This window comes from Bacillus sp. cl95 (assembly GCF_900115925.1).
GTDB lineage: Bacteria > Bacillota > Bacilli > Bacillales > Cytobacillaceae > Neobacillus_A.
In genome coordinates, this window is record NZ_FOYF01000001.1 from 860,759 (window position 1) to 876,389 (window position 15,631).

A 15,631-nucleotide genomic window follows, 5' to 3' on the forward strand; every position below is an offset into this window, starting at 1 on the left:
CACCTTTCAAAAACATGTCTGTTTTTCATTGTAATATATAAGAACCAAAATGAGAAACTTCTTCTTTATAAACATTCTAAAATACTTTCTTTACAAATATAGCGTTTTCTAACATCTCTGTATAGTTAACATGGAAAACTGTCAAAAAAAAGTCGAAATTAGCGTTTCATCCTCCAATTTATTGGGCAGAAAATGAATACTCCCTAAAGTATAGATAGATTAAAGTAGTTTTTGTTAAAGAATCAAAAGTATATTATCAATAAAAAACGAGGTGTATATAATGAAGATTTACATGACATCAGGAACATTTGATTACATGAAATCTATTGAGAATAAACACTCAGCAGAAACGATGTTGACAATGCTAGATACCGATGGTGCGTTATTACTTCATGAGACTGAGGGAGCCACTCTATTTAACGAACCACGCAAATATGAGGTGATAGACTCTGCTGGATCTTTGAAAAAATCAGGTTTTATCGTCATGAATAATATTCCGGTAACGGATGAAGGCAAGCCAATATTTGAATATCGCTTTAAGAATCGACCAGGGATGATCGAACAAGAACCCGGATTTATTGCGATTCGCGTGTTGCGTCCCCTTTCATCCAATACTTATATTATCTTAACCCAATGGGAGAGTGAATCAGATTTCAATGCTTGGCAAACTTCCAAGGCCTATGATAAAGCTCATGAAAAGAGAGGCACAGAGGAAGGGATTGATAAACAACCTAACATTTTCTCAAGTCAATCGTATGTAACAAAGTACTATATTCCTAAAGAATAGACGGGACGGAGCTAATGCTCTGTTCCGTTTTTGGTTTATATCGGAGCTCACCTGCACAAAAAACATATTTTTAATCGTTCAAACACCTCTTTTTCATTTTTTCATATTCTGTATTACATCCGGCAGGGCGAATGTCTAATCGCTTCCCAGATGAATGAAAGGAGGTAATTTTATGAGTATAGATCTCACGGCACTTCACTGGATATATGTTGTTTTTATCGTATTAATTATCGGTTTTATGATTAAAAGAAGAGACACTACCCTTGTTTGTATTATAGGTATTTTCCTCATTGCCATCACGGCGACTGGTTCGGTGAGTATGTCTGTCAGCAGCATTTTCACAAGTTTCATATACGCCATAACAGAACTTCTCTCCACCATACTCGTCATTTCTATCATCGTTGCTATGAGTAAAACACTTACTTCAACGGGCATTAACGAGGTTATGATTTCTCCGTTTTCTAAGCTCATCCGCAACCCGGCCCTGGCATATTGGACAATTGGTATATTGATGATGGTAATATCTTGGTTCTTCTGGCCATCTCCTGCAGTTGCGTTATTAGGAGCTGTCCTGTTACCTGTCGCAGTCCGAGCAGGATTACCAGCACTTGGGGTAGCGATGGCAATGAATCTATTTGGTCATGGTATTGCACTTTCAGGTGACTTTATCATTCAGGCAGCACCGAAACTGACGGCAGACGCTGCCGGTTTACAGGTGGCAGAAGTGATTGAAGCTAGTATCCCGCTCGTGTTTGTAATGGGTGCTGTCACAACGATTGCTGCATTCTACTTTTTAAGAAGAGATATGAAAAGAGGTGTGTTACTTCCTACTATACTACCTGCTGAAGAAAGTACGGATTCAAGCAATTCAGAGACTTCATTGCTTACTACCGGGCAAAAAAGATTTTTCGCTCTTTTTGTTCCTCTACTATTTGCCCTTGATGTAGCTGCCATGTATTTTCTTAAATTACAGGGCGGGGATGCAACTGCCCTTATCGGCGGTACGTCGATTTTCATCTTGATCATGATTACATTGATGAGTCATAAGGATAAAGGGTTGGAAAAAACCACGAATTATCTAATAGATGGTTTTCAATTCGGGTTTAAAGTGTTTGGTCCCGTTATTCCGATTGCCGCCTTCTTCTACCTAGGGGATGCCGGTTTCACAACCATTATTGGAGATTATCTGCCGAAAGCATCCAACGGTATTGTAAACGACTTGGGTGTTGCACTTGCTTCAGTTGTGCCTTTAAGTAAAGAAGTGGGTGCCATTACCCTAACCTCGGTCGGAGCCATTACCGGTTTAGACGGTTCAGGCTTCTCAGGAATCTCTCTCGCCGGATCGATTGCAAAACTTTTTGCAACAACAATCGGTGCTGGTGCAGCAACTTTGACTGCATTAGGTCAAATCGCGGCCATCTGGGTTGGAGGAGGCACACTCGTACCTTGGGCGTTAATTCCTGCTGCAGCCATTTGTAATGTAGACCCGTTCGAGTTGGCAAGAAGAAATCTTGCCCCTGTTACCATTGGTCTAATCGTGACAACCATTGTGGCAATGTTTTTGATTTGATATATAAAATAGGCAGCCACATGGCTGCCTATTTCGTTCTATTTAATTTTCGTCCATACTTTTCATATAAGAAAATCCATAAGGATACCCACATAAATCCGAGCGCATATCCACCGACTACATCAGAAGCATAATGAACATGAAGTACGATGCGGCTCATTCCGATGAGTAAAATCAAGATACCAGCCAAAACGGCTCCAAGCATTCTAATGTTCTTATTTTCAACATGCTTCAAGATCAGATAAGCAATAAAAAAATACAGAATGATTCCTACCATAGCGTGACCACTAGGAAAACTAAAACTTGTCAAATCAACGAGATGTTCAACTTCAGGGCGAGGTCTTCCAACCATATTCTTAAGCAACTTTGAAACTTCATTTCCAAGTGCTACTGCAAAAACAAAAGCCGCTATACCAGCAAAGTCCTTCTTTTTAAACGCCAACCACAAGACGGTAATGAGTGCCAGAATGCCAATCCCAACCTTGTCACCCATTTCAGTTATTGCGATAAAAAACGGAAGGCTTGATTCTGGTACCCAGTTTAACGAGGATGTTATAACTTTATCAAACCAAAGCGCTCCTTTTGTTTGACCAACCTGCCAGACGGTTAATAGTGCAACAACAAAAGAGACCGCAATCGCTGTCAATGTCCAATTTCGATTCATTTTCATATGTAACTATTCCTTTCTCTAATAGCCTTCTTGACAGTATACTATGTCAAGTATATGAAAATGTGTAAAAATTGTCTATATCATCCATAGTCCTTTGGATTCATTATTAGAACTCTCAAACGATAGGCATTCATGGCGGTTTCGCCTAAGTGCTTCAAGAGATTATGATTTGCATAGGCCCCAACAATTGCCCCAATACCTGGCACCATCTGCATCATCTTTACAAGATCGATGTAGTCCCTATATTCTTGTTGAAATTCTCTCCAATCCATATCTGCCAGCATTGATTTCTTCTCTTCCCATTTTTCAATCGTATGGAATGTCTCAATCCTTGTATCATCACTGGAAAATGCAAGTTGAAATACATGGAGGATAAATAGTCTTTCTTCATACTTACTCGTGTCAAATCCATAGACCGCTGCAATTTCAAATAAGAACTTCATCTTAATAGACAGCAAGAGGGGAAAATCCGCAAGCCCAAGAAAAAAACCAGCAGCTCCTGTTCCTGCCCCTTCAAGCATGGCAGTCTTTTGATAAGTGGACAATTTACTTTTGGCGAGCTCATCGCGTTGCGCAAGCGTGAAACCAGATCCTTGATCTTTTTTAGTCGAATATTGTGAGCCCACCAGAGTAGCTTTTACCATCCCTTTAATACTTTCCGTCAAAACTTTATGGACCTTCTCCGGAATGATTGTATTAACTTTCACTTGAGCTTTTTTGGAGATACGTGCAATGATTCCAGAACGCTTCGTTATTTTTCGTTTCCATTCTTCTAAATCCTTATATATGTTTAATTCATATTCATTCATTTGCTCCACACCATTCCTGTTTTGTAATGATTATTTCTACGTTTAAAATAGTAACAAGTTTCAAAAAAATCTCCTTTCCCATAACGGGAAGGAGATCTTAAGTAAACAGCTTTTTGTTGTTGTAAAAATAAACAAAGAAAATGGAGAAAAGGATACTAGCTGAAAAAGCCAATAAAGAGATAATATAATCACCTTTCACCAACATCATCAAAGCAAACAAAACGCTCTGTATCATCATTAATTTAAATAACAAAGATTGAAAAGCCGTTTTCTTCTGCTCTGATTTTAAGGGATACAATTCGAGCCATATTTTATTATTGTAATGGTTCCATAACGGAAGTAATTGAAAACCCGTTAAATAAAGAAACAACAGTGATAATGCGATTTGACCATACTGAAAGGAAATAAGATATACTGCTGCCCCGCCAATAAGCGTCAAACGAATAAACAGACCAAAAAAATCACCAGATCTTAGGAAAGCGAGCATAAATAAATGCTGAAATGCCTTTTCTTGGGAATAAGGGATCCTATTGGCAATGAAATCAAGCCATTTCCTTCTCTTCACACTATCCTTTAATTGAGGAACATCCGTGAAAAGATTAGCAAAGCGGTAAAAGGACGTCATACGCTTTTCTTCCTGATCAATTAAAGATTCCCACTTCAAACTTTTATCCACTGTTTGCTTTCTAAAATAAGCATAAAACAGAATCATCATAAACCCTAATATCACCAAGAATATCCAATTAGCCTTCACAAACAGCAAATAGATAAAGACAGCATTAATCATAAAGCGGACTATTTTATCTGATAAATGGATAGAAGGCTGCAGAAAAAATTGAATTTGCCAATTAACGAAAACGTTCCAACCTTTTATCGCCAATAATACTACAAAAAACATCAGAAACGAACCAAAACCTTGACCACTAACTTTCGCATAAAGTGGCATGAAAGCTGCCAGCACCATTAGCAATATGTAACTTTGGAAGGCGATGCTGACAATCGTTGAACGAAAGAAATAGTCTTTCATCTTCGTTTCAACGGGCAACAGGAAAATTCGGTCAGCTTCTAATAAGAAGGTGTACACCGGACTGTAAGTTAAGACAAAGCCGAAGACTACTGCCATGATGACTTCTGCAGGGAAATCTCCAGATAAGGTTTGAACCCAGCCTTGATAATAATAAGCGGCAGTTCCAAGCAGAAAAAACAATACGATTACAAGGTGGCCATTGAATATGTAACGCAAATAACGCGACATATCTTTACTGCGGCGGCTAGCCCTTTCTTTCCATAGCTTTTTGTCATCAAACATAATCTTCTTCCTTTGTCAGTTGAATATAAAGGTCATCAAGAGTGGCGGTTGGCATGTTGAATTGCTCTCTAAGTTCGTCTAGGGTTCCCTGAGCACGAATCTCTCCTTCATGAAGAATGATGAATCGGTCGCAATATCTTTCCGCAGTAGCGAGAATGTGAGTAGACATAAGAATTCCTGCGCCGTTTTCCTTCATTTTTTTCATTAAATCCAACAAAGATTGAATACCAAGTGGATCAAGTCCAACGAATGGCTCGTCCACGATGTAAAGAGATGGCTGTACTAAAAAAGCGCACATGATCATGACCTTCTGTTTCATCCCTTTTGAAAAATGGGCAGGAAACCAGTTCATCCGCTTTTCCATTCTAAATTCCTTTAAAAGTTTCTCGACGCGCTGATCATACTCCTTTTCAGACAAGCCATACGCCATTGCTGTTAGTTTTAAGTGTTCTTTTAAAGTTAATTCATCGTATAAAATTGGCGTTTCAGGAATGAATGTAAATAATTTCCGATAGGCTTCTTTATTTTTTACGAATGAAAGATTATTGATGGAAATCGTTCCTTTATGCGGCTCCATCAAACCGATGATATGCTTGATAGTTGTACTTTTTCCAGCCCCGTTCAGTCCAATCAATCCAACGATTTCTTTTTCTTTAACTTCAAACGAAATATTTTTCAGAACGGGATTTCGAGTATACCCCCCGGTCAACTCTTCGATCTTCAATAAAGCCATAATCAACGCCCTTCCTCGTCATTTCTTTTTAGTTTACCAAAATATTCATTTTAAAAATAGAAAAGAACATGTGTATATTTAGTCTCCAAAGCGGACATCATAATTTTTGAAGGGGCAACAACAACTAAAACGGTTTAAACAATCGCTAAAAATTGAAATGAGGTGTCTGTTAAAGACAATTCACTTTTCAATCCAAATTAGTTAGCTTCACATGTCCTAACAAGGGGATGGTTGCATTGCACACCATGTCGAGTTCTTGAAACACCAAAATACGCTTACCATCAATAAGTGAAAATGAGGTGTTTGTCGCAGATCATCGTTAAGCTTTATACGTTGTTAAACATATAAAGAAGAACCTGAAAAGGGGATGGTCAGCTTGAACAAAGATCACTCTTTAAATAATTCACCCTTATCTATTTTATAGAAAATGAGGTGCTTATCAAAGAGAATGACCTGAGTTAACACACACATAGAAGCAGTTCCCCTTCATTAGGCAGGATTCCAAGCGGATCCTGCCTTTTAATATGAAGAAAGGAATTCTTCTTTCTCTCCTGTACATCGTTCAGCTTAGCAACAATGAATAATATTTGGTAATATATAGTCAAGTTAAATGAGACGAAATTTGAAAGGATGTTATAAATGTCAGATTGTATCTTTTGCAAAATTGTTAATGGTGATATTCCCGCTTCAAAGGTATTTGAAAATGAACATGTAGTGGCTTTTCTGGATATTAGCCAGGTTACAAAAGGACATACTTTGGTAATCCCAAAAGTACATAAGGAAAACATTTACGAACTTACTCCAGAAATTGCTCGTAATATTTACGAAGTCGTTCCTCAAATCGCCAATGCTTTAAAAACGGAATTCAATCCGATTGGAATGAATACGATTAATAACAATGGTGAAGATGCAGGACAATCGGTTTTCCATTTCCACTTGCATCTCATTCCACGCTACGGCAAAGGCGATGGTTTTGGAGCTGTATGGAAATCAAATCAAAGTGATTATACTCCAGACCATTTAAGAGAAATGGCTCAAAAAATTTCTAATCGAATTTAGATGGAAATAGACTGGTTCCATTTTTGAGCCACCCATGATATAATGACAACAAGTTTTTCGCTGCAGGCAATGAGTGCACTGCAGGAGGAACAAAATAGCTTAGACTCAGAAGAGCAGAGGAGAGATGAGAAATGAATACGAAGAACCTTGTGGCCTTATCCCTATTGGTAGGAATGGGGGCTGTACTTCATGCCGTCGTACCCGGATTTATAAACGGCATGAAACCAGATATGATGCTGACGATGATGTTTTTGGGGATCATACTTTTTCCTGACAAAAAAAGCGTCTTACTTCTTGGAATTGTAACTGGATTAATCTCAGGTTTGACAACAACTTTCCCTGGAGGTCTAGTCCCAAATATCATTGATAAGCCTATATCAGCATTTTTATTCTTTGGAATGTTCCTTGTTTTGAAGAAGTTTCAAAACTCCATTATTAGTGTAGGTATTTTAACAGCAATTGGCACAATGATTTCTGGAACTGTATTTCTAACTTCAGCACTATTGCTAGTTGGTTTACCAATTCCTTTCACTGCATTATTTATTGGCGTTGTATTGCCAGCAACAGCCTTAAATACAATTATGATGGTGTTCCTATATCCGGTAGCAGGAACAATCGTAAAAAGAACAAAACTGACAACACAAACACATCGAATATAAAGCAAAATGAAGAACCCAATTTTTGGGTTCTTTTTTTTTGGTATAGCGAGATAATTGACACAAGGTTGAATACCCCTTGAATAACGAGGGCCTTGAGCAGATTTTAACATGCAGCTTAAAGCGCCTTATTAAAAGATATAAAACAAGCACCCCATCAAAAATAGTGCCCCTCCACTCCCCCCTAATACACGCATTCTTTTCATAACCAAATATCTTGGAGGATAAGCTGAAGATTTTTGATAAAGAAGCAAATAATATAAAAAACCAATTATACACACAAGACTCAACAAGAAAATGAACTTGATAAGTAATCCCACATCTTCCCCCACCCTTCGCTATTTACAAAGCGATGTATTAATCAATATTATGCTGATAAAAATGAGCCTATGTGTTCACAATGTTTATGCTCCATTTCAAAGTGATATAAATAAACAAATGACTGTCATTTATAAGTTTTTGTAAAAAAGGATTTTCATATTTTATGTAGAAATTTGTAAATAGAAAAAAGACGAGGTGTATACATATGAAACCAAAACAATTTATATATGGATTTTTAGTCGGAGGCGTAGTTGCAGGAGTATCAACTTTGCTTTCTACAAAATCATCTGGAAAAGAAACGCGCGCTTCATTAATTGCAAATAAAGATTTGTGGTCGAAACACTTGCTCGAACTTAAGGATAATCTTGTGGAATTGAAGAATTCGTCCGTTTCTGCATCAAAGGAAGGTAAAGCTCACATCTCTCAATTTGTTCAAGATGTTAATGTCTCATTAGCTGAATGGAAATCAGAGATTGAACCTCATCAACTCGAACTACAAAAAGAAATAGCACAAATCGAAGAATCGATTCAGCAATTAGAAACAGAACTGGCAAAGAATCAATCTGCTCAAGCATAGTCTCCACTCAAAAATAAAAATCGATCTGTAATCGGACTTTTTGAGTTCTTTCAAGAACTGAAAGAACTCAATTTTAACCAATTTTTAGAAAATAACGACCTAAAATTAAAAAAAACTTTCAAATTCTAAAAATTTTGTAAATTTATATCTTTATTAATTTTTACTTTATTGGCATAATGTTAATAGAGTATTTAAAAAGTGGGTGAAAATGGGGATGTCAGAAAAAGAATATTCAATGAAAGAAGCCATACTTTTCAGCCAAAGGATAGCCCAGCTGAGTAAAGCGTTGTGGAAATCTATTGAAAAGGACTGGCAGCAATGGATTAAGCCTTTTGACTTAAACATCAATGAGCATCATATCCTTTGGATTGCCTATCATTTAAACGGTGCGTCCATTTCCGATGTGGCTAAATTTGGGGTTATGCATGTTTCAACAGCTTTCAATTTTTCAAAAAAGCTTGAAGAACGTGGTCTTCTTCAATTTTCTAAAAAGGAAAACGACAAACGCAATACGTATATCCAACTGACAGAACAAGGTGAAGGTATTCTTCTTTCTCTAATGGAATCATATGAGCCAAGTGGCAACGCTGTATTTTCAGGTGCCCTACCTCTACGAGACCTGTATGGGAAATTTCCTGATTTCGTGGAGACGATGGCAATTGTGAGAAATATTTATGGAAATGATTTTATGGATATTTTCGAAAAATCCTTTAATAAGATTGAAGGGGAATTCGTGGAAGAAGAAGGCAAGCTTAAGAAGCGTGAGGAAACGACACAAGATTTGTCTAGCTCTTTAAGTATTTCTTAAACTCCGCCATTAAGGGTGTGAATAGACCTTGCTGTAAACAGGCTTCAATCATCTCCCTTGCTTGGATATGTCTAGGCAGAATAGACTTAAATTCATTAAAAAGCGGATGAAAGTAGACAAAACCTTCCGCTTTTTGTTCTTGCATCTCTATGCTCAATTTCTCACAAAATGATGAAAATGTCTCAACTTCCCTTTTGGAGAGCTTCTTTGTGATGATCAATTTATTAAATTCATCTGATGAAAAAGTCATCATTTCCATTAACAGGCTTTGATGATATTCCAATAGTTCTAGTCTTTGCATAACAGTCCGTTCGTTCATCCTGTGACCTCGATTCTAAACCTATATCCTTATAGCATAAGATTATATCATTATTCCCTCATAGAACGTATGTATAAACTGCCTATTCTCACATTCTTTTTTACTATCTTTTTTAGAAAATGTTTGATATTGTATTATAAGCAAACTATAGAGTAAGGGAGGGAATCGCTGATGATCTCCATATATTTGTTTCTTATTTTAGCCGTTTTTATCTTATTTTATGTGAATAAGATGACAGATTCCCTATGTTCCCAAAAGGAAATCCCGGAAGAGCGACAGCACAAGGTTTTTAGAACTATCAACATCTTAATTACCATATTGCTTGTTTCCTCTTACATTGAAATTCTCTTCACATAAACCATACATCTCCACCTTTTCAGACACTAACGTCAGAAGGTGGAATGAAAAGAACATGGGGCAATTTTTGCCCCATGTTTTTTCTTCATTTTAAACTATAACCAAGCTGCGCCAACAATGATTAACAAGATGAAAAGAACTACGATTAAAGCGAAGCCTCCGCCGTATCCAGCACCCATGTTAACACCTCCTTTAAGAGTTGCTAACTTATACTATTCATTTGCTTCCTTTTTGAAATGGGCGTTTATCCCTTTACCCGAAAAGTTTTCAAGTGGACTAGTCGTTTTCATGTGACTACTTAATAGTAAAATTTTTGCACTTATCTGCATTTGTGTTATAGTAGGGTTTGTGGAAATAAAAGAATATACTGTTTAGGAGATGTTCATCATGAAAAAATGGATACTGACCCTCACTTTAACGGCTGGGGTTATTGGTTTAAGTGCTTGTAATGGAAACGGAAGTTCAGAAGCCGTTGTTGAATCAAAGGCAGGAAATGTAACGAAGGACGAGCTTTACGAAGCAATGAAGGAAAAATACGGTGAACAAGCTCTTCAAGAGCTTCTATATCAAAAAGTCCTTGCAAAAAAATATAAAGTTACAGATGAAGAGCTAAACAAGAAAGTTGACGAAATTAAGGCTCAAGCCGGTGCAAATTTCGAAATGCTTTTGATGCAAAATAATATCAAGGATGAAAAAGAATTAAAAGAAATCCTTAAAAGCCAGCTTTTAGTTGAAAAAGCTGCATTGAAAGATGTTAAAGTAACAGACAAAGAACTTAAAGAATACTACGACAACTATAAGCCAGAAATTAAGGCACGCCACATCTTAGTTGCAGATGAAGCTACTGCTAAGGATATTAAAGCGAAGCTGGATGGCGGCGCTAAATTCGAAGACTTAGCAAAAGAAAAATCAACTGACACTACTTCTGCTCAACAAGGCGGAGATTTAGGTTGGTTCGGAGCTGGAAAAATGCTTCCTGAGTTCGAAGCAGCAGCATATGCTCTTAAAGTGAATGAAATCAGTGCTCCTGTAAAGACTGAATATGGTTTCCACATCATTCAAGTAACGGAAAAGAAAGAGAAAAAATCTTTCGAAGACATGAAAGAAGAGATGGAATACCAATTAAAGTCTTCAAAATTGACTAACGAAGTTATTGCTGCAACAATGAAACGTGAAATGAAAGAAGCTAAAGTTGAAGTTAAAGATAAAGATCTTAAAGGTGTCTTGGACACAGCTAAGAAAGAAGAAGGAAAATAATTTTCTCTTCCTTAAAAAGAGGGACTTCATTAGAAGTCCCTCTTTTGTATTAAACACCAAGTGATTTATTCTCTCTGCGTCTTTCCTTTTCCCTCTCTAAACGGACAATATAGATTTCCCCTTCCCGCTCTATACTCTCCATCTCAAGTTTATTCTCTTCTCTTCCTGTTTTAATTGCCATGATCGCACTAATAACAATCCCAAATACAACAGCAAATACCCAAATAGGAATAGTCATGTACATTGCTCCTTTCGAAATGAGGTTGTCCCCTTGTTATCAACATATTCTTGGAAGTGTAAATTATGCTAAAAAAATTGGACAAGGAACAATGAAATTCAAATAATGCAAACCAAAAAAGCAAATCGCTTTTTTGGCGAAATGCTTTTTGGTTATTTATGAAAAGTTGGTTTGTAGAAAGCACGATTTTCAAGCGGAAAAATTCGTTCGCTCACTTCACCAGGCTTCACTCTTTCTAATGCCCGGTCAAGCATATTCATTTTAGCATCTAGATTATCAATGTAATGTAAAATCTCCGCTTCTTTAACAAGTGGAGGTTTTGGACTTCCCCATTCAGCTTTACCGTGATGACTAAGAACAAGATGCTGAAGAATCAATACTTCCTCACCTGTTATGCCAAGTTCGTCAGCAGCTTTGCCAATTTCATTAACCATAATGGTAATATGACCAAGAAGATTTCCAGCTAATGTGTAGGCGGTTGAGATAGGGCCCGATAACTCAAGTACTTTACCCATATCATGTAAAATCACACCTGCATAGAGTAAATCCTTATCAAGGCTTGGATATAGCCCTGCGATTGCTTTTGCAAGATCGAGCATGCTTACCACATGATAAGCCAAACCGGATACAAACTCATGATGGTTCTTTGTCGCCGCTGGATATTCAAGAAAAGCAACTTGATGCTTCTTGATTAAGTGTCTTGTGATTCTCTGGATATTTGGATTCTTCATCTCAAAAATATACTGTGTTAGAATTCCGTTCATGTCCTCGCTACTTAAAGGAGCCGTTTCTAGAAAATCAGAAAGCTTAACGGAATCAGAAGGTCCTGCAGATCGGATTTGCCTTATCTTCAACTGACTTCTGCCACGATAATTTTGAATTTCACCAGAAACCTTTACTATACTTTGGTTAGAATAATTTTTTGCGTCTTCATCTGTCGCATCCCAAAGTTTAGCTTCAATATCCCCACTTTGGTCTTGGAGAATGAGTGTTAGAAAAGGCTTCCCATTACTAGCTACTCCCTTTACTGAACTCTTAATAAGTAGGAACGCTTCAAAATGCTCCCCAACTTCAAAATCTAGAATCCCTTTACCCATAGTGAAATCAACACTCCTTCCCATACTTCAAGTATATCATACCGATATTTACCTATGAATGTATCCTTACCTTACCCTTATCGAGCCAGAGAATATCACTTTCATTGAAATATTTGAGCATGTGTTTATGACAAGTATAAAACAAGATTTGGTTGTTGTTTAGTTTTTTCAAAAGCTGCATAATCTTCGACGTCCTCTTTTCATCGAAGTTTACAAAACTATCATCAATCATGATAGGTAATGAATATTTCTCATATAAAGTGACCGCAAGAGAAAGTCTCAAGGCAACATAAACTTGCTCCATTGTTGCCTGACTCAATTCATTAGCCTCAAAGAGCGTATGATCCTTATTCTCGATGATAAAGCCTGTCCCTGAATCCTTTAAATGAATTCTTCTATATTTCCCTTCTGTAAGAAAAACGAAGAATTCTTCAGCTTTTTCAAGCATTTGGGGTAATCTTTGATTTTTATACTTCTCAACCGTTCTGTACAGGATATTTTGAGCTAGACTATACGATGCCCATTCTCTAGCAGCTTCTTCTAACTCATATTTCTTCTCCTTAAAGGTGTGCATGAGTTCAGAGTATAGACCACCATCTTCAATTACTTGGAGTTCGTACTTGACCTTTGCAAGTTGATCCTGCATTTCAGCGTATCTGGACTCGGAAAACTTCACTTTCGTATCAAATTCCATAATAGAAGCTTCTACATCCAAGATTGCTTCAAGTTCTCCGAGATCTTGTTGTGTTAGAAAACTATAGCTCTTTTGACGTTCAAGTTCCTGAAGCCTCTTATTAAGCTTAATCCTGTCTTCTGCTTTTCTACCTATTAACATAAATTGCTGCTCATCCTCAGCATCCGCCTCTTCAAGGAGTTTGGAAACTTCACCTTTCATATGTCTTTGTTGGCGAAGCAACTCTTGTAGATGATCAACTGTTTCTTTATACTTTTTGCCGATTGCTTCACATTGAATTTGTTTTTCTGTTTCTTCCTTTAAAATCCTCTTGAATGTAAAAGAAAAATGGTGAATATCGTAATCTTGCCCATCAAAGAACTTGTCTGAGTAAAATTTCAAACGAACCTCGATTTTACTAACAGAATCATTTATATCTTGGAGCCTTTGATCAATTCGGATGATTTCACGCCAGTTTGCCTTTAGTTGTTCAATCATCTGATATCCTTCAATCAAACGCGCCACCCCTATATTATAAGGAAGCTTTAGTGAAGCACATAGATCCCTTACCTGCTGTTCATTCTGCCTGACTTCTTCTTCCCAGGCTTCAAATTTAGCAAGCACTTTTTCATACTGAATATTCTTTTGTTCCCATTTCAGTTCAAGACTTTTCAATTGATTTAGAAGTTGGTCATCCTTTTCTATCATTTTAATAGCATGAAAATCCGTACCGGACTTCATCACTCTTAAGTTCTCTCTTAAACTTGCCTCCTGCTCGATGAGTTCTTCCAAAACTTCATTTTTTGTGCTTGTCGGTTTAGAGTCTTTATTCTTTATCCCAAGCAAAATCAGCAATATATTTACAAAGAAACCAATGGCCGCTAAATTCCATTGTTTCGTCATGATGAAATAGACGAGTAGTAAAGTTATGATAACTGCGAAAACCATGAGTTGAAATTGTTTCTTTTTTTGCTGTTCCTTCATTCGCTTCTTTTCTTGCTGATCGGCGTTATTATAAAAAAGGATCTTTTCTTGCAAATAACCCATTTCCGTCTCTGCTTTTTGAATTCCAGTCTCACTCTTAAAACTTCTACTATATTTACTTCTTTCCTCTTCTGAAAGTAGTTGTTCTCTACAACGTTTCATTTCCTCTTCTAAATTTTCAAGTTCTTTTTTTTCTTCATTAAAGCTATCATCAAGGTCCTTCATTTTCTCTGATAATTTCTGTGATTTAATGTAGGCTTCTTCAACTTCCTGTTTTACAAAGATGTTTGTATTGATCTCGAAAATTTCCTTATACGGAATGGAGAGGTGAAGTTTTTCCTTAAGAACATTCAACTTTTCGTTGGTTTCTTCCTTTTGGTTCTTAAGTTTGGCTTCTTCAAGTTTCATTTGTTCAAGTAAAGGCAGTTTTTCCAATAAGGATAAAATGGCCGATTCATGAGCTAAAATTTCTTGATTAGGTTTTAAGGACTCCAATTCTCGAGAAATTTGCTCGGCGTTCTCCTTCGCAGTTGAAAGTTGAGCATCTAGCGGGTTCAACAGCAGCAGTAACTTCTCTATCCTTTGAATACCATGAATAGGAAAATTGAACTCTCCTATTTTCTCTAAATCCCTGATGATACTTTTCTCTTCAAGGAAGTTTGGACGAACACGTATCCATTCCTTTAGTTTGTTTTCATTCAATCTCAGGTCTTCTATCGCGTTACGAAGACCGTTCAAGTCGTTTTCCAATTCTGTTTTTCTCACGATAAGCTGTTCGTAAGCGTGGTTTTTGGCAGCGGCTTTTTTCAAGTCTGCGTTCAGTTCATGCAACTCTTGAAGCTTCTCATTGATTATGGGTTTCTTTCCACTTGGCTTAAAACGTAAATCCAACTCTTTTTGAAGTTCATTTTCAGCTATGGAAAGACTATCTGTTCCGAGTGTGCCAGCTGAGAAAAGAAATTTACCGATATCTTCATTTTTAATTTGATGGATATTTTGCAAACCGTGAATGTTAAAAGAAAAAATGGCTTGGTATAAAGACCTATCTACATTAGAAAGTAATTCCTTTAAAAGAAGCTCATTACCGCGCGTACCATCTTCAAGAACCACTGTCACATCTCCAACGGCTTTCCCCTTTACCCTTTCAATGACAGCATATCCTCGATCAGGGAAGTGAGCCTTGAGTTTACCACCATATTTGGTTTGATGTTTTGGTTCATATCGTAAGTCAGACTGCTGTTTCGTCGGAAATCCAAACAAAATGGCATGTATAAAGGCAGAAAGGGTGGACTTTCCGGCTTCATTTTCCCCAAAGAACACTTGGAAGTCACTCAAATCTCGTATATCCAAGTCATTCAATTGTCCAAATCCATATATGTACAACTCTGTTATTCTCATTTTTACCCC

The 15,631-nt window shown here is 37.1% G+C and carries 17 protein-coding genes; 8 read left to right on the top strand and 9 right to left on the bottom strand.

Annotated elements, in window-relative coordinates; translation table 11 throughout:
- Positions 1 to 280 precede the first annotated feature (280 nt).
- Together BMZ31_RS04265 and BMZ31_RS04270 are read left to right on the top strand one after the other, a co-directional pair.
- The gene (locus BMZ31_RS04265) at positions 281 to 787 is read left to right on the top strand and encodes an antibiotic biosynthesis monooxygenase family protein (RefSeq protein ID WP_090830464.1); all 507 of its coding nucleotides are present in this window, start codon (positions 281 to 283) and stop codon (positions 785 to 787) included.
- A 172-nt stretch (positions 788 to 959) separates the two neighbouring features.
- Complete coding sequence (locus tag BMZ31_RS04270) at positions 960 to 2,357, top strand: hypothetical protein (RefSeq protein ID WP_090830465.1); 1,398 nt, start codon at positions 960 to 962, stop codon at positions 2,355 to 2,357.
- A gap of 28 nt (positions 2,358 to 2,385) precedes the next feature.
- Here BMZ31_RS04270 and BMZ31_RS04275 read toward each other — a convergent pair whose 3' ends face one another.
- The 4 genes from BMZ31_RS04275 to BMZ31_RS04290 form a co-directional block, all read right to left on the bottom strand.
- Entirely contained in the window at positions 2,386 to 3,021 is a 636-nt protein-coding gene (locus tag BMZ31_RS04275; protein ID WP_175477994.1) for a phosphatase PAP2 family protein, read from the bottom strand.
- 86 nt (positions 3,022 to 3,107) lie between these two features.
- The gene (locus BMZ31_RS04280; RefSeq protein WP_090830467.1) at positions 3,108 to 3,836 is read right to left on the bottom strand and encodes an EcsC family protein; all 729 of its coding nucleotides are present in this window, start codon (positions 3,834 to 3,836) and stop codon (positions 3,108 to 3,110) included.
- A gap of 97 nt (positions 3,837 to 3,933) precedes the next feature.
- Entirely contained in the window at positions 3,934 to 5,145 is a 1,212-nt protein-coding gene (locus tag BMZ31_RS04285) for an ABC transporter permease (RefSeq protein WP_090830468.1), read from the bottom strand.
- Complete coding sequence (locus tag BMZ31_RS04290; RefSeq protein ID WP_090830469.1) at positions 5,138 to 5,878, bottom strand: ABC transporter ATP-binding protein; 741 nt, start codon at positions 5,876 to 5,878, stop codon at positions 5,138 to 5,140. Before BMZ31_RS04290 ends, BMZ31_RS04285 begins: the two co-directional genes overlap by 8 nt.
- A gap of 639 nt (positions 5,879 to 6,517) precedes the next feature.
- Between BMZ31_RS04290 and BMZ31_RS04295 the strand changes: the two genes are divergently transcribed.
- The 4 genes from BMZ31_RS04295 to BMZ31_RS04315 all read left to right on the top strand — a co-directional run bounded on the left by BMZ31_RS04295 (position 6,518) and on the right by BMZ31_RS04315 (position 9,299).
- Positions 6,518 to 6,937, top strand: coding sequence for an HIT family protein (locus BMZ31_RS04295; protein WP_090830470.1), 420 nt, complete (start codon positions 6,518 to 6,520; stop codon positions 6,935 to 6,937).
- A 131-nt stretch (positions 6,938 to 7,068) separates the two neighbouring features.
- Complete coding sequence (locus BMZ31_RS04300; protein ID WP_090830471.1) at positions 7,069 to 7,596, top strand: tryptophan transporter; 528 nt, start codon at positions 7,069 to 7,071, stop codon at positions 7,594 to 7,596.
- Positions 7,597 to 8,119: 523 nt separating this feature from the next.
- Complete coding sequence (locus BMZ31_RS04310; protein WP_090830473.1) at positions 8,120 to 8,491, top strand: YtxH domain-containing protein; 372 nt, start codon at positions 8,120 to 8,122, stop codon at positions 8,489 to 8,491.
- Positions 8,492 to 8,705: 214 nt separating this feature from the next.
- A complete protein-coding gene (locus BMZ31_RS04315; protein WP_090830692.1) occupies positions 8,706 to 9,299 on the top strand; it encodes an HTH-type transcriptional regulator Hpr in 594 nt (197 codons plus the stop codon).
- Here BMZ31_RS04315 and BMZ31_RS04320 read toward each other — a convergent pair.
- Positions 9,277 to 9,618: a DUF1878 family protein gene (locus BMZ31_RS04320; protein ID WP_090830474.1), complete on the bottom strand. Its 342-nt coding sequence runs from the start codon at positions 9,616 to 9,618 to the stop codon at positions 9,277 to 9,279. The genes BMZ31_RS04315 and BMZ31_RS04320 overlap by 23 nt on opposite strands.
- A gap of 171 nt (positions 9,619 to 9,789) precedes the next feature.
- Between BMZ31_RS04320 and BMZ31_RS20660 the strand changes: the two genes are divergently transcribed.
- Complete coding sequence (locus tag BMZ31_RS20660) at positions 9,790 to 9,975, top strand: hypothetical protein (RefSeq protein WP_090830475.1); 186 nt, start codon at positions 9,790 to 9,792, stop codon at positions 9,973 to 9,975.
- Positions 9,976 to 10,070: 95 nt separating this feature from the next.
- Here the strand turns inward: BMZ31_RS20660 and BMZ31_RS04330 are convergent, their stop codons facing one another.
- Positions 10,071 to 10,154, bottom strand: coding sequence for a YjcZ family sporulation protein (locus BMZ31_RS04330; RefSeq protein ID WP_064503397.1), 84 nt, complete (start codon positions 10,152 to 10,154; stop codon positions 10,071 to 10,073).
- A 208-nt stretch (positions 10,155 to 10,362) separates the two neighbouring features.
- On the opposite strand from BMZ31_RS04330, the gene BMZ31_RS04335 reads away from it, so the two are divergent.
- Positions 10,363 to 11,232, top strand: coding sequence for a peptidylprolyl isomerase (locus BMZ31_RS04335; RefSeq protein WP_090830476.1), 870 nt, complete (start codon positions 10,363 to 10,365; stop codon positions 11,230 to 11,232).
- 49 nt (positions 11,233 to 11,281) lie between these two features.
- On the opposite strand, the gene BMZ31_RS04340 is transcribed toward BMZ31_RS04335, so the two are convergent.
- The 3 genes from BMZ31_RS04340 to BMZ31_RS04350 form a co-directional block, all read right to left on the bottom strand.
- Positions 11,282 to 11,470, bottom strand: a complete 189-nt coding sequence (locus BMZ31_RS04340; RefSeq protein WP_090830477.1) for a sporulation YhaL family protein — start codon at positions 11,468 to 11,470, stop codon at positions 11,282 to 11,284.
- A gap of 152 nt (positions 11,471 to 11,622) precedes the next feature.
- The gene (gene yhaM, locus BMZ31_RS04345) at positions 11,623 to 12,567 is read right to left on the bottom strand and encodes a 3'-5' exoribonuclease YhaM (protein ID WP_090830478.1); all 945 of its coding nucleotides are present in this window, start codon (positions 12,565 to 12,567) and stop codon (positions 11,623 to 11,625) included.
- Positions 12,568 to 12,619: 52 nt separating this feature from the next.
- Complete coding sequence (locus BMZ31_RS04350; protein WP_090830479.1) at positions 12,620 to 15,622, bottom strand: ATP-binding protein; 3,003 nt, start codon at positions 15,620 to 15,622, stop codon at positions 12,620 to 12,622.
- Positions 15,623 to 15,631: the final 9 nt, after the last annotated feature.